The sequence below is a fragment of the Streptomyces sp. NPDC059897 genome (assembly GCF_042730865.1).
Classification (GTDB): Bacteria; Actinomycetota; Actinomycetes; order Streptomycetales; family Streptomycetaceae; genus Streptomyces.
Window position 1 is genome coordinate 194969 of the sequence record NZ_JBHWKQ010000009.1, and the last position, 16625, is coordinate 211593.

The following is a 16625-nucleotide window of genomic DNA, read 5'->3' on the forward strand; positions in this document are numbered from 1 at the left end:
GTGCCCTACGCTGGTCGTGTGACGACCCCGGAGACCGACGATGTGGCAGGGCAGCCGGAGGAGCAACCTCGGGAGCGCCTCAAGGACCGCCTGAAGGAGCGCCTCAGCGAGCGGGCCGAACAGCGGAGCGCCGAGCAGGCCGCGGAGCGGCCCGAGGAGCGCCTCGAGCGGGCCGTGCGCGCTGCCGAGCAGGCGCTGATCGAGTTCGAGATCGCCGTGGAGACCTTCCGGGTCGAGGTGGAGAACTTCTCGCGCCTGCACCACCAGAAGCTCGGGCCGATGTACACGCGGCTCGACGAGCTGGAGGCGTTGATCGCGGAGGCGCTGGCGGCCCGCAGCGGTGACCCCGAGGACCGCCGCAAGGCCGACGAGGCGCGAGCGCGGGTGATGCCGATGCCCGGCGTCGAGGAGCTGTTCCACGGGTGGATGGACGGGGACGGGCTGTTCCCCGAGGCCAGCGCGATGCTGACCGATCAGCCGGTGCGGCCGCCGCAGCGGGTGCGGCCCAGCGAGGAGGCCCGCAAGCTCTACCGCGAGCTGGCCCGCAAGGCGCACCCGGACCTGGCGCAGGACGACCGGGAGCGGGAGCGGCGCGACGAGTTCATCTCCCGGGTGAACGCGGCGTACGGCCGGGGCGACGCGGCGCTGCTGCGTGAGCTGGCCGAGGAGTGGGAGAAGGGGCCTGCGCCGGTCGAGCAGCAGCCGAGCGAGAGCGAGGAGCTGTACGCCCGCCTCGAGTGGCTGGCGCAGCGCAAGGAACTGCTCACGGCGGTGGCGCAGGAGCTGGAGGAGAGCGCGATCGGCTCGATGCTGCGGATGGCGCCCGACGACCCGGACACCTTGCTCGACGAGATCGCCGAGAAACTGCTCGCGCAGGTCGCCGCGCAGGAGGCCGAGCTGGAGCGGCTGACCGCTTCCTGAGGCCGGTGGTGCGGGGGCCCGGGGCCCGAGGGGGTAGCGTCGGGGGCATGGTTTTCGGTTCTGGTGTGCCCACGGTCGCTGTCGACGAGCTCAAGGAAGAGGACTTCCTCCTCGACGTCCGTGAGGACGACGAGTGGCAGGCGGGTCACGCGGCGGGCGCGCTGCACATTCCGATGAGCGAATTCGTCGCCCGCTACGGCGAGTTGACCGAGGCGGCGCCGCAGGACGGCCGGGTCAACGTGATCTGCCGCTCCGGCGGACGCTCCGCCCAGGTGACGATGTATCTGGCCCAGCAGGGCGTCGACGCCGTGAACGTCGACGGCGGCATGCAGGCCTGGGAAGCCGCCGGCCGCCCCGTCGTGGACGACAACGGGCAGCCGGGCGGAGTGGCCTGAGGGCTGATCGCCGAGGCGATCGGCCGTGATTGACCGTGATCGGCCGTGGTCGACTCGGAGGGCTGATCTCCGGGTTGATCAGCCCAGGGGGTGCGCCGCCAGCAGGTCGCCGAGGGCCTCCTCGTGGGCGGCGGCCGGGCCGAGCGAGAGTTCCAGGTGCTTGGCCCACGCGTGATAGCGGTGCAGCGGGTAGTCCGTGTCCGCGCCGAAGCCGCCGTGCAGATGCTGTGCGGTCTGCACGACGCGGCGTACGCCGTCGGACGCCCACGTCTTGGCGACCGCCACGTCCCCCGCGACCGGTAGCGGGCCGCTCGCTCCACTGCTGATCCGCCAGGCCGCCTGCCACAGGGTGGCCTCCATGGCGCGCAGGTCGATATAGCGGTCGGCCGCCTGCACGGCCACGGCCTGGAACGTGGCGATGGGGTGGCCGAACTGCTCCCGCTTGCCCGCGTAGTCACTGGTCATCTTGAGGACGCCCTCGCCGAGGCCGAGCGCGAGCGCGCAGGTGCCGGTGGCGAGCAGGTCGTGCAGGCGGGACCAGGCCGTGGCGTCCTCGATGAGGTGCCGCTCCTCGACGCGCACGCCGTCCAGGCGCAGCTCGGCCTGACGCTCGCCGGTCGTCGATATCTGCTCGGCGAGCGTGAGCCCCGGTACCGGTACGTCGGAGAACGGGCCGGGGAGCACCGCGAGCACCGCTTCCCCCTCGCCGGTGTGGGCCGGGACGAGGATCCGGTCGGCGCCGAAGGCCCAGGGCACGGCTGTCTGCACGCCGTCGAGCACCCAGGCGGCCGGGCCCGCGTCACTCTCCTTGCGTGCGGTGACGGCCAGTTCGGCCGGGTCGTGTCCCGTGCGGCCCGCTGCGGCGACGGTCAGCGCGAGTTCGCCGCGCGCGGCGCCCGGGAGGATCTCCTGCCGCAACTCGGCTCCGCCGCAGGCCTGTACGACCGTCGCGGCCGCACTGTGTTCGAGCAGCGGGATCCGGGCGAGGACCTTCGCCGACTCGCGCAGCACCAGGCAGAGCGCGATGGCGTCGAGTCCCGCTCCGCCGTGTTCGGGACCGATCAGCAGGCTGAGCAGGTCGGCGTCGGCGGCCTTCGCCCACAGCGCCCGGTCGAAGTCCTCGGCGACCGCGCCCGAGGTGAGCGAGGGGCTGGTTACACCGTCCGGCGCGACCGGCCCGAACACCGCCTGCGCCGCCTCGACGGCCGCCTGTTGCTCCTCGGAGAAGGTGAAGTCCACTGGCCTTTCCTCCCGTTGCTGCCGTTTCCGCCGTTCCTGGCACAGCCGGCGTGCCTGTCGTACCGCGCCCGCGATCTGACGGGTCGTCAAGATAGAACAGGTTCTACGAGAAGGGAACAGCGCCCGGCGGGCGACCTGGGGGCGACCTGGAGGCGCCCCGGCAGCGGTGCGCCGGGCTCAGCGGTCGAAGTCCAGTTCCACCTTCTCCGTGGTCGGGTGCGACTGGCAGGCCAGCACATAGCCCGCCTCGGTCTCCTCGGCCTCCAGCGCGAAGTTCCGGTCCATGCGGATCGAACCGGAGACCAGGAACGCGCGGCAGGTCCCGCAGACGCCGCCCTTGCAGGCGTACGGCGCGTCCGGCCGGTTGCGCAGCACGGTCTCCAGCAGGGACTCGCCGTCCTGCACGGGCCAGGTCCCGGCACGGCCGTCGAGCTGCGCGGTCACCGTGCTGTGCGCGGGCGTCGGAACGGTTCGGCGCTCCTTGGCCGGGCCGTCGTCCACGTGGAATATCTCCTCGTGGACGCGATCGCGCCGCACACCGAGGGCGCGCAGTGCCCGCTCGGCGCCCTGCACGAGCCCGTACGGTCCGCACAGGTACCAGCCCGCCACCCGCTCCACCGGCAGCAGCGCTGGCAGCAGCGCCGCGAGCCGCTCCTGGTCGAGCCGGCCGGACGCCAGGCCCGCCTGCTGATCCTCCCGGGAGAGCACGGTGACCAGCTGGAACCGGTCCGGGTACCGGTCCTTCAGGTCGGCCACCTCCTCCAGGAACATCGTCGACGCGGTGGTCCGGTCGCTGCGTATCAGGCAGAACCGCGCGTGCGGCGCCCGCTCCAGGAGGGTGCCGGCGATGGACAGGACGGGGGTGATGCCGCTGCCGCCGACCACCGCGGCGTAGTGCCCGGAGGCGGTGTCGGAAGTGGGGTCGAGGGTGAAGCGGCCGGCCGGGGTCATCACCTCCAGCTCGTCCCCGACGGCGATCTCCTTGTGCGCGTACGTGGAGAAGGCGCCTTCGTCGACCAGGCGCACGCCCACTCTCAGGCTGCTCGGTGCCTCGTGCGCCGGGGCGGTCGAGCAGATCGAGTACGTGCGCCGGATCTCCGCTCCGTCCACGGTGCGGCGCAGGGCGAGGTGCTGTCCCGGGGTGAAGCGGTAGGCCTCGCGCAGCTCTGGTGGCACGGCGAGGGCCAGCGCCACGGAGTCGTCGGTGAGCCGGTCGACCGCCGCGACGCGGAGCCGGTGGAAGCGGGCGCGTCCCCCTTCGTTGGCCATCACAGCTCCTTGAAGTGGTCGAAGGGTTCGCGGCAGGACAGGCAGCGGCGCAGCGCCTTGCAGGCGGTGGAGGAGAACCGGCTCAGCAGCTCGGTGTCCGTAGACCCGCAGTGCGGGCAGGCGATCGGCTTGGCGTCGGGTGGCAAGGTGGCGGCGGTGTGTCGGGTCGGGCCGAGGGACAGGGCGACCGGGCCCGCGGGGTCGCGTGTGGTGCGCGGCGGCGCTATGCCGAACTCCCGCAGTTTGCGGCGGCCTTCGGGCGTGATGTCGTCCGTCGACCAGGCCGGGGAGAGCACCGGGCGGACGGTGACCTCGGGAATCCCGTGCTCGTGCAGCACTCGCTCGATGTCGGCCGACATGGTCCCGATGGCGGGGCACCCGGTGTACGTGGGGCTCAGCTCGACCTCCACGCGGCCGGGCCCGCGCGTGTGCACGGCGCGCAGCACACCCAGCTCCTCCAGGTTCAGGACGGGCAGCTCGGGGTCGGGTACGGACCCGGCGAGCCTGCGCAGTTCGGCCTCGAGCGGTGTCTCCCGGTGGGTGTGCGCCGTGGTCACCATGACGCCCCCGGGTGGCTGCGGTGCAGATGCTGCATCTCGGCGAGCATCCGGCCGAAGGACTCGGTGTGCACGCCCTGCCGCCCGGCCCCCGCGCTCCAGGCGCCGAGCTGCGGCCCCTTGGGCACGGTGAGTGTCGCCTCTCGCAGCGTGCCGGTGACGGCCTCGGTCCACCTCGCCCGCAGGTCCTGCGGGTCGACGTCCAGACCGGGGACCGGCTGGAACAGCTCGCCGGTGTACCGCCACAGCGCGTCGACCGCGCGCTGCATGCGGCCATGGCTCTCCTCCGTGCCGTCGCCGAGGCGCAGCGTCCACTGCCGGGCGTGGTCCTGGTGGTAGGCGACCTCCTTGACCGCCTTGGCGGCCAGGGGAGCGAACTCGGACTCCGCATCGGCCAGTTCGGCGTAGAGGAGCTGCTGGTAGGTCGAGAAGAAGAGCTGCCGGGCGATGGTGTGGGCGAAGTCCCCGTTGGGCTGCTCGACCAGTTGGACGTTGCGGAAGGCGCTCTCCTCGCGCAGGTACGCCAGCTCGTCCTCATCGCCGACCAGGCTCAGCAGGACGCGGGCCTGGCCGAGCAGGTCGAGGGCGATGTTCGCGAGGGCCACCTCCTCTTCGAGGACCGGTGCGTGGCCCGCCCACTCCCCCAGGCGGTGCGAGAGCACCAGCGCGTCGTCGCCCAGGGCCAGGGCGGCGGCGGACACGGAGTCCGTCGTCCCTCGGGCGGTCGGCCGTGTCGTCTCGGGCTGCGTCACAGGTGCTTCACCCCTTCCGGGATCTCGTAGAACGTCGGGTGCCGGTAGGGCTTGTCGGCGGCGGGCTCGAAGAACGGGTCCTTCTCGTCCGGCGACGAGGCGGTGATCGCGGCGGACGGCACGACCCACAGGGAGACGCCCTCGCCGCGGCGGGTGTAGAGGTCGCGCGCGTTGCGCAGGGCCAGCTCCGCGTCCGGGGCGTGCAGGCTGCCGGCGTGCGTGTGGGAGAGGCCGCGGCGGGAGCGCACGAAGACCTCCCACAGGGGCCAGTCCGCGGTGCCGGGGGCCCCACCGGTGGCGCTGCTCGGGGTGTCGCTCATGCCGCCCTGCCTTCTCGCGTCGCCGTGCTGGATGGGGAGTGCTTGGCCGCGTGGGCCGCGGCGGCCTCGCGCACCCACGCGCCCTCTTCGTGGGCACGCCTGCGCTGGGTGATGCGCTGTTCGTTGCACGGGCCGTTGCCCTTGAGAACGGCCTTGAACTCCGACCAGTCGATCGGTCCGAAATCGTGCTGCCCCCGCTCCTCGTTCCACTTCAGTTCCGGGTCGGGGAGCGTGAGTCCGAGGGATTCGGCCTGGGGGACGCAGATGTCCACGAAGCGCTGGCGCAGCTCGTCGTTCGAATGGCGCTTGATCTTCCACTCCATCGACTGGGCCGAGTGCGCGGACTCGTCGTCGGGCGGGCCGAACATCATCAGGGAGGGCCACCACCAGCGGTCCACGGCGTCCTGCGCCATCGCGTGCTGGGCCTCCGTGCCGCGGCTGAGCGCGAGCAGCAGCTCGTACCCCTGCCGCTGGTGGAAGGACTCCTCCTTGCAGACGCGGACCATCGCCCGCGCGTACGGCCCGTACGAGCAGCGGCACAGCGGCACCTGGTTGGTGATCGCCGCGCCGTCCACGAGCCAGCCGATCGCTCCCACGTCGGCCCAGGTCAGCGTCGGGTAGTTGAAGATCGAGGAGTACTTCTGGCGGCCGCTGTGCAGCTTGTCGAGCAGCTCGTCGCGGCCGGTGCCGAGGGTTTCCGCCGCGCTGTAGAGGTAGAGGCCGTGCCCCGCCTCGTCCTGGACCTTCGCCATCAGGATCGCCTTGCGGCGCAGGGACGGGGCGCGCGTGATCCAGTTCGCCTCCGGCTGCATGCCGATGATCTCGGAGTGGGCGTGCTGGGCGATCTGGCGCACGAGCGTCGCGCGGTAGGCGTCGGGCATCCAGTCGCGGGGCTCGATGCGCTCGTCGGCCGCCACCGCCGCGTCGAACACGGCCTGGAACGCGGCGTCGCCCGGCTCGGCGGTGCCGTCCGTCCGTGCCTCGGCTGCGCGGTGGTGCGGGGTTGCTGTCGCCATGCCCGGTCCCCCTCGACCTTGGGTGCCCGACCTCGGGCGGGGGCTCCATGCTCCCGACCGATCGTTCGGTTCGTCGGATTCAATGGTGGGTCTCGGCGCCGTAAGGTGTCAACCCTGTGCGGTCGGCCTGTGGATAACCTCGGACGTCTGTGCCGTGCGGGCGCTCCCCAGTACGGTTCCGGTGCGTCGTCTCGCGCGGCGACGGCTCGGAACCGGTTCGTCGCGGGGGCGCCGAACGGCGGATGACCAGGCGCCGGCGGAACCGGATCGGGATCGGGGAGTACCGATGGAGACAGAAGCAGGCGCCGCGGACGAGGGCGCCCGGCTCACGACGGAGCCGGCGGCTCCGCCGCGACCCCGTCTGTCCGAGCCATCGGGACCCGGGTCCGAGCCGTCAGGGCCGGAGTCCGAGCCGTCTGGGCCGGGCCCCGAGTCGCGGGAAGCGGGAGAGCGGCGCGGGCTCGCGGCGCTCTCCCCCGGCCATCAGCTGACCGCCGTCCTCGCCCTCATCGGCGTCGCGCTCGTCACCGGCGTGCACATCCTCATGGTGTTCCTGCACGTCGCGCCGACGAACACGATCACCAAGCAGCACGGTGAGCTCGTCGGCGCGTGGATCTACCCGGAGTTCGAGCAGAACTGGAAGCTGTTCGCGCCCAACCCGCTGCAGCAGAACATCGCGGTGCAGGCCCGCGCCGAAGTGCGCACGCCCGACGGCGAGCTGCGCGCGACCCGCTGGTACGGACTGTCCGCGCAGGACGGCGTCGCCATCGACGGGAACCTGCTGCCCAGCCACACCCAGCAGAACGAGCTGCGCCGCGCCTGGGACATCTACACGGGCACGCACGACGCGCAGAACCGGCCCAACGGCCTGCGCGGCACCCTGTCCGAGCAGTACCTGCGCCGCATCCTCGTGCTGCGCCTAGACCGGCTCGGCGCCGCGGGCAAGGGCGAGACCGTCGAGCGCGTCCAGATCCGGTCGAAGACGACCAGTGTCGCGCCCCCGAAGTGGAGTGACGAGAAGGTGAACCAGAAGCCGGTGTACCGGCAGGTGCCGTGGTGGACGGTCACCTCCAGCGACGCACCGCTCGACAGCACCGTGCGCGGGCGGGCGCAGTCCCCGGCGAACGCCGCCGACTCCGCTGCGGGTTCCGCAGTGGACTACTCGGCGGGTGGTGACCGATGAACGGCGCGGCTCCCGTCGGGCGGATCGACCGCATGCAGCAGAGGCTGGCCGACGGCCTGCAGTGGATCACCGCGAACGCGCTCGCGCCCTACCAGAGCGCAGTGATCCGCATCGGGTTCTCCGCGACCTGGCTGCTCTTCCTGCTGCGCGAGTTCCCGCACCGCCAGGAGATGTACGGCCCCGACGGGCCGTGGAGCTGGGGCATGGCGCAACAGCTCACCGCGGACAACCACGCGTTCAGCGCGCTCATGTGGTCCGACGGCCAGGGCTGGTTCGAACTGGTCTACATAGTGGCGGTGGTGTCGTCGGCGCTGCTGATGCTGGGCTGGCGCACCCGCACCATGTCGGTCGTCTTCATGATCGGTGTGCTGTCCCTGCAGAACCGCAGCGTGTTCATCGGGGACGGCGGCGACAACGTCATCCACCTCATGTCGATCTACCTCGTCTTCACGCGGTGCGGCCAGGTCTGGTCGCTGGACGCCCGCAGGGCGCGCCGTGGGACCGACGACCGGTTCGGCGTCGTGCTGTGGTGGGTCATGGGGCTCGTCCTCGCCGCGATCACGTTCACCGGGAAGGCCGGTGGCGGCTGGCTGCTGCTCTTCTGGGGCATGTGGGCGGCCCAGGCGCTGTGGTGGTCCGTGAACCGCCGCGACCCGCGGGGCGACTCCCGTCTCCTGTGCGACGTCGTCGCCAACCTGATGCACAACGCCGGACTGCTCGTGGTGATGGTCGAGGCGTGTCTGATCTACGCGACGGCGGGCTGGTACAAGATCCAGGGCAGCCGCTGGCAGGACGGCACCGCGGTCTACTACCCGCTCCACCTGGACTATTTCTCGCCCTGGCCCGCCCTGGGCGAGCTGCTGACCACCTACGGCCCGATGGTGCTGCTCGTGACGTACGGGACCGTGGCCGTGCAGGTCGCCTTCCCGTTCACGGTCTTCAACCGGCGCCTCAAGAACGTCCTGCTGGTGGTCATGATCCTGGAGCACGCGGTCATCGCCGTCGTGCTCGGGCTGCCCTTCTTCTCGCTCGCGATGATCGCCGCGGACGCGGTGTTCCTGCCGACGTCCTTCTTGGTGCGCGTCGGCGGCTGGGTGGCACGCGCGCGTGGTCGCGTTTTCCCGCCTATGAAGCCCAAGAAGGCGGTGGCCGAGCCGGACCGCCTCGTGAAGGCCGAAGGCGAACCGGTGGCGGCGGAACAGTCGACCGTGCGCACGTAGGCTTCCTGGCGTGAACGGGACGAGTACGGCGGGCGGCGCGGACGGCGCGGGCGGCATGCGGGACGAGCGGCCCGAGGGCCCGCGGGGCGCGGGGGCCGCCGAGGACTCCGTGCGCGCCTGGCGGCGGCTCGCGGACTCCGCGGTGCTGCTCGACGGGTTCCACGCCCTCAAGCACGCCGTACGCTTCGGCGCCGACGTCCAGGTCGCGCTCGCCGTCGACCGGGCGGCCGCGCTCGCCCTGGCCGACGAGCTCGCCCCCGATGTCGCAGAGGACCTGGCGCGGCTCCTTGTGGAGGTTCCCGGAGAGGTGCTGCGCGGGCTCGTGCCGCGCCTGCACCCCACCGGCGTCGCCGCGCTCGCCGGGCGCCCGGCGCGGGCCGCCAACCTGGCCGCCCTGGGACGCGAGGCCCGCACCACCCCCGTCGTCGTGCTCGACAACCCCCGCAACCTCGGCAACGCGGGCGCCGTGATCCGCCTGGCGGCCGGCTACGGCGCCACCGGGGTCGTCACCACGGGCGACCTCGACCCCTGGCACCCCACCGTCGTACGGGGCGGGGCGGGGCTGCACTTCGCGACCGCCGTGGAGCGGCTCGCGGTCGAGGAGCTGCCGAGCGGGCCGCTGTACGCGCTCGACCCCGAAGGCGCGGACATCCGCGGGCTGAAGCTGCCCGACGACGCCCTGCTGGCCTTCGGTTCCGAACGCAGCGGCCTGTCCGCCGGACTGCGCGCGCGTGCCGACCAGTTGGTGTCGCTGCCGATGCGGCCCCAGGTCTCCAGCTACAACCTGGCCACCAGCGTCGGCATGACGCTCTTCCACTGGAGCGCGCACAGCACGAATGCGCCTTAGCGACTCAGGCGGCTTCCCGGCGCACCTCCACCACCCGGAAGCGGTTCGCCACGAAGGCGCCGTCGCACAGCGCCGCGTTCGCCGCGGGGTTGCCGCCCGAGCCGTGGAAGTCGGAGAACGCCGCCGTCTGGTTCACGTACACCCCGCCCGTCAGGTTGAGCGAGAGCTGCGCGCACTCCTCCAGGCAGACGTCCTCGACGGCCCGCGCCACCTCTTCGGAGGTGGTGTACGCGCCGACCGTCATGGCGCCCTTCTCGCGCACCGTGCGCCGCAGCAGGTCCACGGCGTCACCGGTCGAGTCGACGGAGACCGCGAAGGAGACCGGGCCGAAGCACTCGCTCATGTAGGCGGCCTCCGCGTCCGGCTTGGCCCCGTCCAGCTTCACGATCACCGGCGTACGGACCACGGCGTCCGGGAAGTCCGGGTTGCTGATCTCCCGCGCGGGCAGGGCGACTTCGCCGATGCCGGGTGCCGCGTCGAGCCGCGCCTTCACGTCCGGGTTGACCAGCGCGCCGAGCAGGCCGTTCGCCCGCGCGTCGTCGCCGAGCAGGCCGCCGACCGACTTCGCGAGGTCGGCCACCACCTCGTCGTACGCCTTCGGGCCCTCGTCCGTGCCGATGCCCTCGCGCGGCACCAGGAGGTTCTGCGGCGTGGTGCACATCTGGCCGCTGTAGAGGGACAGCGAGAAGGCCAGGTTCGCCAGCATGCCCTTGTAGTTGTCGGTCGAGTCGATGACGACCGTGTTGACGCCGGCCTTCTCCGTATAGACCTGCGCCTGACGCGCGTGCGTCTCCAGCCAGTCGCCGAAGGCCGTGGAACCCGTGTAGTCGATGATCTTGATCTCGGGGCGTACGGCCAGGGTCTTGGCGATGCCCTCCCCGGGCCGCTCGGCCGCCAGCGCCACCAGGTTCGGGTCGAAGCCCGCCTCGGCGAGGACCTCGCGGGCCACCTGCACGGTGAGCGCGACGGGCAGCACCGCGCGCGGGTGCGGCTTCACCAGGACCGGGTTTCCGGTGGCCAGGGAGGCGAACAGGCCGGGATACCCGTTCCACGTAGGGAACGTGTTGCAGCCGATCAGCAGCGAGATGCCGCGCGCCACCGGCGTGAACTCCTTGGTCAGGACCAGGGGATCGCGCTTGCCCTGGGGCTTGGACCACTCCGCGGTGTCCGGGGTCCGCACCTGCTCCGCGTACGCGTACCCCACCGCCTCCAGACCGCGGTCCTGCGCGTGCGGGCCGCCCGCCTGGAACGCCATCATGAAGGCCTGGCCGCTCGTGTGCATGACCGCGTGCGCGAACTCGTGCGTCCGCGCGCTGATCCGGGCCAGGATCTCCAGGCACGTCACCGCGCGCACCTCGGCGCCCGCCTCGCGCCACGCGCGCATGCCCGCGCGCATGGCCGGAAGCAGCACGTCGATGTCGGCGTGCGGATACGTGACACCCAACTCGATGCCGTACGGCGACACTTCGCCGCCCACGAAATCGTCCGTACCGGGCTGGTCGAGGTCCAGGCGGGTGCCGAGCAGGGCGTCGAAGGCGGCCTTGCCCTCGGGCATGCTCAGGCTCCCGCCCTCCCCGTACGCCTTGGGGTGCTCCGGGTGCGGGGACCAGTACGCGCGCGTGCGGATCGCTTCCAGCGTCTGGTCGAGCGTCGGCCGGTGCTTGGCGATCAGGTCGTGCGCGGTGAGTTCGGCGGCGGCCATGGGGGACCAACTCCTCCTGGGCTGCGGCTCCTCGTCGAGCCGGCGAGCTGGGCGGGTCTGGACGGATCTGTGCAGGCTGGGCTGGGCAGGAACGAACCAACAGAGTTAGAGTAACCGAACGATCGGTCGGGACAAGGGGGTGCGGAAAAGCTGTGGAAAAGCCGGAGGAAATCAGCCGCCCGAGCCCCCGGGCCCCCGAGCCGGGCCCGATACGGGAGGATCACGTGCATGACAGCACATGACCGTCTCGTCGGCGTGGTGGGCACCGGCACCATGGGGCAGGGCATCGCCCAGATCGCCCTGGTCGCGGGCCATCCCGTCCGGCTGTACGACGCCGTGCCGGGGCGGGCGAGGAGCGCCGCGGAGGCGATCGCCGCGCGTCTGGACCGGCTCGTCGAGAAGGGCCGGATGGCCGCCGGGGACCGGGCGGCCGCGGTCGACCGGCTCGAACCCGCGCAGACCATCGGCGAGTTGGCGCCCGCGACGCTCGTCGTCGAGGCCGTCCTGGAGCGGCTCGACGTCAAGCAGGACCTGTTCCGCGAGCTGGAGGACGTCGTCGCGGAGGACTGTCTGCTCGCGACCAACACCTCGTCCCTGTCCGTGACGGCGATCGGCGGGGCGCTGCGCAGGCCCGGCCGCTTCGTGGGGCTGCACTTCTTCAACCCGGCGCCGCTGATGCCGCTGGTGGAGGTCGTCTCCGGCGCCGCCACCGACGTCACCGCGGCCACGCGCGCGTACGAGACCGCCCGCGCCTGGGGCAAGACCCCGGTGGCCTGCGCGGACACCCCTGGGTTCCTGGTCAACCGGATCGCGCGGCCCTTCTACGCCGAGGCGTTCGCCGTGTACGAGGAGCAGGGCGCCGACCCCGCCACCGTCGACGCCGTGCTGCGCGAGAGCGGTGGCTTCAGGATGGGTCCTTTCGAGCTCACCGACCTGATCGGGCAGGACGTCAACGAGGCCGTGACGCGCTCCGTGTGGGAGGGCTTCTTCCAGGACGCGAAGTTCCGGCCCTCGCTGGCCCAGCGCCGCCTCGTCGAGGCCGGCCGCCTGGGGCGCAAGTCGGGTCAGGGCTGGTACGCGTACGGGGAGGGCGAGGAGCGACCCGAGCCGCATACCGCGGGCCCGGCCGAGCCGCCCGCGCGCGTGACCGTCGAGGGTGACCTCGAATCCGCGGGCGAGCTGGTCCCGATGATGCGCGAGGCGGGCATCGAGGTCGTCCGGGAGGACGAGGGCAAGGGCACGCGCATCGTGCTGCCCAGCGGCGGCCAGCTCGTGCAGGCGGACGGCCAGACGTCCGTCGAGTTCCGCGACGTCGTCTACTTCGACCTCGCCTTCGACTACCGCAAGGCGACCCGCATCGCCCTGGCCACCTGCCAGGAAGGCAACCCGCGCACCCTCGCGGAGGCCGTCGGCCTCTTCCAGGCGCTCGGCAAGGATGTCAGCGTCATCGGCGACGTGCCGGGCATGATCGTGGCCCGCACCGTGGCACGGATCATCGACCTGGCGCACGACGCCCTCGCGCGCGGGGTGGCCACCGAGGGCGACATCGACACCGCGATGCGCCTGGGCGTCAACTACCCGATGGGGCCCCTGGAGTGGGGCCGCAGGCTCGGCCGGGGCTGGGCCTGCGGGCTGCTCGAGGAACTGCACGAACGCGACCCCTCGGGGCGGCATGCGCCGTCCCTGGCCCTCTTCCGGCACTCGTACACCCCCAAGAAGTGGGAGGGCTCCGCATGACCACCGCCCGACGGGACACGGGTGCGCGCCGCGACACCTACACGCCCGACAGCCTGCTCGCCGTCGCGGTCACCGTCTTCATCGAGCGCGGCTACGACGGCACGTCCATGGAGCACCTCTCCAAGGCGGCCGGCATCTCCAAGTCGTCGATCTACCACCATGTGGCGGGCAAGGAGGAGTTGCTGCGCCGCGCCGTGAGCCGCGCGCTCGACGGCCTCTTCGCGATCCTCGACGAGCAGCCCGCGCGCGAGGGACGCGCCATCGAGCGCCTGGAGCACGTCACGCGGCGCATGGTCGAGGTGCTCACCGGCGAACTGCCGTACGTGACGCTCCTGTTGCGGGTGCGCGGCAACACCGACACCGAGCGGTGGGCGATGGAGCGGCGCAGGGAGTTCGACCACCAGGTCGCCCAGCTGCTCAGGGCGGCCGCGGCCGACGGGGACGTGCGCGGCGACATCGAGGTGCGGCTCGCCACCCGGCTCGTCTTCGGGATGATCAACTCGCTGGTGGAGTGGTACCGGCCGGACGGCGGCGGGCTCGGTGACCGTGAGGTGGCGGACGCCGTGGTCGAGCTGGTGTTCCAGGGGCTGCGCAAGGCCGCCTGAACCGCCGCCGCGGAGACTACGGGTCCGGCGCGCTCGCTTCGAGGTCCTCCTCCTCGAAGACCAGCAGCGTGCGCGTGCTCAGCACCTCGGGGATGGACTGGAGCTTGGTGAGGACCAGTTCGCGCAGGGCCCTGTTGTCCTCCGTGTGGACCAGGATCAGGACATCGAAATCGCCGCTGACCAGAGCGATGTGCGAGGCCTCCGGCAGCCTGCGCAGCTGCTCGCGCACGGTCCGCCAGGTGTTCTGGACGATCTTGAGTGTGATGTACGCGGAGGCGCCCTGGCCCGCCCGCTCGTGGTTGACGCGGGCGCCGAAACCGCGGATCACGCGGTCCTCGATGAGGCGGTTGATGCGCGCGTAGGCGTTCGCCCGGGACACATGGACCTGCTCGGCCACGGAGCGTATCGACGCGCGCCCGTCCTTCAGGAGCAGCTGCAGGATGTCCCGATCGATGGCGTCCAGCGGGCGGGCCGTGGGGTCGGGGGCCGGGCTCCCGGAGCCCTCGGCCATTTGTTCAGATGCCATCCGCCCCCGCCTCCTTACCATGGACGTACTGCGTTCATCTCAGGCTGTGGAGAACCGATTGTCCACAGCCTGGAGGTGCCTGTAGCCAAAATGTGCCGTCGACCGAACAATCGGTAGGTGAGGCGCATCACATCCGACGCGCCGTCCGAGCCGCTCCCACGAGGAGGTGTCGTCATGACGGTCATGGACCAGCGGGCCGCGCGCGAGGGCAGGCCCGTCCCGCCGCCCGCCTGGCAGCCCCGCACGGATCCCGCGCCGCTGCTGCCCGATGCCGAGCCCCACCGGGTCCTGGGCACCGACGCTGCCGCCCGCGTCGACCCCGGGCTGCTGCGCCGCCTGTACGAGGAGGTGGTGCGCGGCCGCAGGTACAACACGCAGGCGACCGCGCTGACCAAGCAGGGCCGGCTCGCCGTGTACCCCTCGACGACCGGCCAGGAGGCCGCGGAGGTCGCCGCGGCGCTGGTCCTGGAGGAGCGGGACTGGCTCTTTCCCAGCTACCGCGACACGCTCGCCGCCGTCGCCCGCGGCCTCGACCCCGTACAGGCCCTGACCCTGCTGCGCGGTGACTGGCACACCGGGTACGACCCGCGCGAGCACCGGATCGCGCCGCTCTGCACCCCGCTCGCGACCCAGCTCCCGCACGCCGTGGGCCTCGCACATGCCGCGCAACTGAAGGGCGACGATGTGGTGGCGCTCGCCATGGTCGGCGACGGCGGCACCAGCGAGGGCGACTTCCACGAGGCGCTGAACTTCGCCGCCGTGTGGCAGGCCCCGGTCGTCTTCCTCGTGCAGAACAACGGCTTCGCGATCTCCGTGCCGCTGGCCAAGCAGACCGCGGCGCCGTCCCTGGCCCACAAGGCCGTCGGATACGGGATGCCGGGCCGGCTGGTCGACGGGAACGACGCGGCGGCGCTGCACGAGGTGCTCGGCGACGCCGTGGCCCGCGCGCGCGGGGGCGGTGGCCCGACGCTGGTCGAGGCCGTCACGTACCGGATGGACGCGCACACGAACGCCGACGACGCGACCCGCTACCGCAGCGACGCCGAGGTCGAGATGTGGCGCGCGCACGACCCGGTCCTGCTCCTGGAGCGGGAGTTGACCGGCCGCGGGCTCATCGACGAGGACGGCATCCAGGCCGTGCGCGACGGCGCGGAGGAGCAGGCGGCCGCACTGCGCGAACGCATGAACCAGGACCCCGCGCTCGACCCGATGGACCTGTTCGGCGACGTGTACGCCGAGCGGACCCCTCAACTGAGGGAGCAGGAAGCCCTGTTGCGGGCCGAGCTGGACGCAGAGGCGGAAGGGGGACAGGCATGACCACTGTGGCCCGGCCACCGAAGACCAAGCCCGCCACGATGGCGCAGGCGCTCGGCCGCGCGCTGCGCGACTCCATGGCCGAGGACCCGTCCGTGCACGTCATGGGCGAGGACGTGGGCACCCTGGGCGGTGTCTTCCGGATCACCGACGGGCTCGCGAAGGAGTTCGGCGAGGACCGCTGCACGGACACCCCGCTCGCCGAGGCGGGCATCCTCGGCTCCGCCGTGGGCATGGCGATGTACGGCCTGCGGCCCGTCGTGGAGATGCAGTTCGACGCGTTCGCGTATCCCGCGTTCGAGCAGCTGATCTCGCACGTCGCGCGGATGCGCAACCGCACGCGCGGCGCCATGCCGCTGCCCATCACCGTGCGGGTGCCGTACGGCGGCGGGATCGGGGGCGTCGAGCACCACAGCGACTCCTCCGAGGCGTATTACATGGCGACGCCGGGCCTCACCGTCGTCACGCCGGCCACGGTCGCGGACGCCTACGGGCTGCTCCGGCAGTCCATCGCCTCCGACGACCCGGTCGTCTTCCTGGAGCCCAAGCGCCTTTACTGGACCAAGGATTCGTGGAACCCGGAGGCCCCGGAAGACGTTCTTCCGATAGGCACGGCAGTGGTTCGCCGCCCCGGCACCAGTGCCACGCTGCTCACGTACGGCCCGTCCGTGCCCGTCTGTCTGGAGGCGGCGGAGGCGGCCCGAGGGGAGGGGTGGGATCTTGAAGTGGTCGACCTGCGCTCGCTGGTGCCGTTCGACGACGCGACGGTCACCGAGTCCGTCCGGCGCACGGGACGCGCGGTCGTCGTGCACGAGTCGGGCGGCTTCGGCGGGCCCGGCGGGGAGATCGCCGCGCGCGTGACGGAGCGCTGCTTCCACCACTTGGAGGCGCCGGTGCTGCGGGTGGCCGGTTTCGACATTCCGTATCCGCCGCCCATGCTGGAGCGGCACCATCTGCCCGGAGTGGACCGGGTGCTGGACGCGGTGGCGCGGCTGCAATGGGATCAGTGAGGGACGGTGGGG

General features: G+C 72.1%; 17 protein-coding genes. 9 read left to right on the forward strand and 8 right to left on the reverse strand.

All coding sequences use genetic code 11. The features are described from left to right. The first annotated feature begins 90 nt into the window (after positions 1–90). Together ACFV9W_RS13335 and ACFV9W_RS13340 are read left to right on the forward strand one after the other, a co-directional pair. On the forward strand, positions 91–921 hold the full coding sequence (locus ACFV9W_RS13335; protein WP_385759296.1) for a hypothetical protein: 831 nt from the start codon (positions 91–93) through the stop codon (positions 919–921). A 65-nt stretch (positions 922–986) separates the two neighbouring features. Continuing rightward, the gene (locus tag ACFV9W_RS13340) at positions 987–1316 is read left to right on the forward strand and encodes a rhodanese-like domain-containing protein (RefSeq protein WP_385759299.1); all 330 of its coding nucleotides are present in this window, start codon (positions 987–989) and stop codon (positions 1314–1316) included. Positions 1317–1394: 78 nt separating this feature from the next. Here the strand turns inward: ACFV9W_RS13340 and ACFV9W_RS13345 are convergent, their stop codons facing one another. The 6 genes from ACFV9W_RS13345 to paaA all read right to left on the reverse strand — a co-directional run bounded on the left by ACFV9W_RS13345 (position 1395) and on the right by paaA (position 6469). Next, the gene (locus ACFV9W_RS13345; RefSeq protein WP_385759157.1) at positions 1395–2555 is read right to left on the reverse strand and encodes an acyl-CoA dehydrogenase family protein; all 1161 of its coding nucleotides are present in this window, start codon (positions 2553–2555) and stop codon (positions 1395–1397) included. A gap of 177 nt (positions 2556–2732) precedes the next feature. After that, positions 2733–3824 (reverse strand): 1,2-phenylacetyl-CoA epoxidase subunit PaaE, encoded by a 1092-nt coding sequence (gene paaE / locus ACFV9W_RS13350; RefSeq protein WP_385759160.1) that lies wholly within the window; start codon positions 3822–3824, stop codon positions 2733–2735. Further along, positions 3824–4384: a 1,2-phenylacetyl-CoA epoxidase subunit PaaD gene (gene paaD / locus ACFV9W_RS13355; RefSeq protein ID WP_385759163.1), complete on the reverse strand. Its 561-nt coding sequence runs from the start codon at positions 4382–4384 to the stop codon at positions 3824–3826. The genes paaE and paaD overlap by 1 nt, the downstream gene beginning before the upstream one ends. Next, positions 4378–5133 (reverse strand): 1,2-phenylacetyl-CoA epoxidase subunit PaaC, encoded by a 756-nt coding sequence (gene paaC, locus ACFV9W_RS13360; RefSeq protein ID WP_385759166.1) that lies wholly within the window; start codon positions 5131–5133, stop codon positions 4378–4380. The genes paaD and paaC overlap by 7 nt, the downstream gene beginning before the upstream one ends. After that, positions 5130–5453: a 1,2-phenylacetyl-CoA epoxidase subunit PaaB gene (gene paaB, locus ACFV9W_RS13365; protein WP_385759168.1), complete on the reverse strand. Its 324-nt coding sequence runs from the start codon at positions 5451–5453 to the stop codon at positions 5130–5132. The genes paaC and paaB overlap by 4 nt, the downstream gene beginning before the upstream one ends. Next, a complete protein-coding gene (paaA, locus tag ACFV9W_RS13370) occupies positions 5450–6469 on the reverse strand; it encodes a 1,2-phenylacetyl-CoA epoxidase subunit PaaA (protein ID WP_385759172.1) in 1020 nt (339 codons plus the stop codon). Before paaA ends, paaB begins: the two co-directional genes overlap by 4 nt. 286 nt (positions 6470–6755) lie before the next feature. Between paaA and ACFV9W_RS13375 the strand changes: the two genes are divergently transcribed. From ACFV9W_RS13375 to ACFV9W_RS13385, 3 genes are read left to right on the forward strand one after another with little or no spacing between them, the layout of a single operon-like run. Then, positions 6756–7652 carry a DUF5819 family protein gene (locus tag ACFV9W_RS13375; RefSeq protein ID WP_385759175.1) on the forward strand — a complete coding sequence of 299 codons (897 nt, stop codon included), beginning with the start codon at positions 6756–6758 and terminating at the stop codon, positions 7650–7652. Between the two features lie 32 nt (positions 7653–7684). Further along, positions 7685–8872: an HTTM domain-containing protein gene (locus tag ACFV9W_RS13380; protein WP_385759177.1), complete on the forward strand. Its 1188-nt coding sequence runs from the start codon at positions 7685–7687 to the stop codon at positions 8870–8872. A 55-nt stretch (positions 8873–8927) separates the two neighbouring features. Beyond that, positions 8928–9719 (forward strand): TrmH family RNA methyltransferase, encoded by a 792-nt coding sequence (locus ACFV9W_RS13385; protein ID WP_385759301.1) that lies wholly within the window; start codon positions 8928–8930, stop codon positions 9717–9719. Between the two features lie 4 nt (positions 9720–9723). On the opposite strand, the gene paaN is transcribed toward ACFV9W_RS13385, so the two are convergent. After that, a complete protein-coding gene (gene paaN / locus ACFV9W_RS13390; RefSeq protein WP_385759180.1) occupies positions 9724–11421 on the reverse strand; it encodes a phenylacetic acid degradation protein PaaN in 1698 nt (565 codons plus the stop codon). A gap of 228 nt (positions 11422–11649) precedes the next feature. Between paaN and ACFV9W_RS13395 the strand changes: the two genes are divergently transcribed. Further along, positions 11650–13158, forward strand: a complete 1509-nt coding sequence (locus ACFV9W_RS13395; protein ID WP_385759182.1) for a 3-hydroxyacyl-CoA dehydrogenase — start codon at positions 11650–11652, stop codon at positions 13156–13158. Then, entirely contained in the window at positions 13155–13763 is a 609-nt protein-coding gene (locus ACFV9W_RS13400) for a TetR/AcrR family transcriptional regulator (protein WP_385759185.1), read from the forward strand. Before ACFV9W_RS13395 ends, ACFV9W_RS13400 begins: the two co-directional genes overlap by 4 nt. 16 nt (positions 13764–13779) lie before the next feature. Here the strand turns inward: ACFV9W_RS13400 and ACFV9W_RS13405 are convergent, their stop codons facing one another. After that, positions 13780–14289, reverse strand: a complete 510-nt coding sequence (locus tag ACFV9W_RS13405; protein ID WP_385759188.1) for an Lrp/AsnC family transcriptional regulator — start codon at positions 14287–14289, stop codon at positions 13780–13782. Positions 14290–14463: 174 nt separating this feature from the next. Between ACFV9W_RS13405 and pdhA the strand changes: the two genes are divergently transcribed. Both pdhA and ACFV9W_RS13415 read left to right on the forward strand, forming a co-directional pair. Beyond that, positions 14464–15606 carry a pyruvate dehydrogenase (acetyl-transferring) E1 component subunit alpha gene (gene pdhA / locus ACFV9W_RS13410; protein WP_385759191.1) on the forward strand — a complete coding sequence of 381 codons (1143 nt, stop codon included), beginning with the start codon at positions 14464–14466 and terminating at the stop codon, positions 15604–15606. Next, positions 15603–16613: an alpha-ketoacid dehydrogenase subunit beta gene (locus ACFV9W_RS13415; protein WP_385759194.1), complete on the forward strand. Its 1011-nt coding sequence runs from the start codon at positions 15603–15605 to the stop codon at positions 16611–16613. Before pdhA ends, ACFV9W_RS13415 begins: the two co-directional genes overlap by 4 nt. Positions 16614–16625: the final 12 nt, after the last annotated feature.

Excerpts from the sequence above, each read along its gene's own strand:
- ACFV9W_RS13385 (WP_385759301.1), top strand. The coding sequence starts at position 8,928 with ATGCGGGACGAGCGGCCCGAGGGCCCGCGGGGCGCGGGGGCCGCCGAG.
- ACFV9W_RS13400 (WP_385759185.1), top strand. The coding sequence starts at position 13,155 with ATGACCACCGCCCGACGGGACACGGGTGCGCGCCGCGACACCTACACG.
- paaB (WP_385759168.1), bottom strand. The coding sequence starts at position 5,453 with ATGAGCGACACCCCGAGCAGCGCCACCGGTGGGGCCCCCGGCACCGCG.
- paaE (WP_385759160.1), bottom strand. The coding sequence starts at position 3,824 with ATGGCCAACGAAGGGGGACGCGCCCGCTTCCACCGGCTCCGCGTCGCG.
- paaN (WP_385759180.1), bottom strand. The coding sequence starts at position 11,421 with ATGGCCGCCGCCGAACTCACCGCGCACGACCTGATCGCCAAGCACCGG.
- pdhA (WP_385759191.1), top strand. The coding sequence starts at position 14,464 with ATGACGGTCATGGACCAGCGGGCCGCGCGCGAGGGCAGGCCCGTCCCG.
- ACFV9W_RS13380 (WP_385759177.1), top strand. The coding sequence starts at position 7,685 with ATGCAGCAGAGGCTGGCCGACGGCCTGCAGTGGATCACCGCGAACGCG.
- ACFV9W_RS13395 (WP_385759182.1), top strand. The coding sequence starts at position 11,650 with ATGACAGCACATGACCGTCTCGTCGGCGTGGTGGGCACCGGCACCATG.
- ACFV9W_RS13375 (WP_385759175.1), top strand. The coding sequence starts at position 6,756 with ATGGAGACAGAAGCAGGCGCCGCGGACGAGGGCGCCCGGCTCACGACG.
- ACFV9W_RS13405 (WP_385759188.1), bottom strand. The coding sequence starts at position 14,289 with ATGGCATCTGAACAAATGGCCGAGGGCTCCGGGAGCCCGGCCCCCGAC.
- paaA (WP_385759172.1), bottom strand. The coding sequence starts at position 6,469 with ATGGCGACAGCAACCCCGCACCACCGCGCAGCCGAGGCACGGACGGAC.
- ACFV9W_RS13415 (WP_385759194.1), top strand. The coding sequence starts at position 15,603 with ATGACCACTGTGGCCCGGCCACCGAAGACCAAGCCCGCCACGATGGCG.
- paaD (WP_385759163.1), bottom strand. The coding sequence starts at position 4,384 with ATGGTGACCACGGCGCACACCCACCGGGAGACACCGCTCGAGGCCGAA.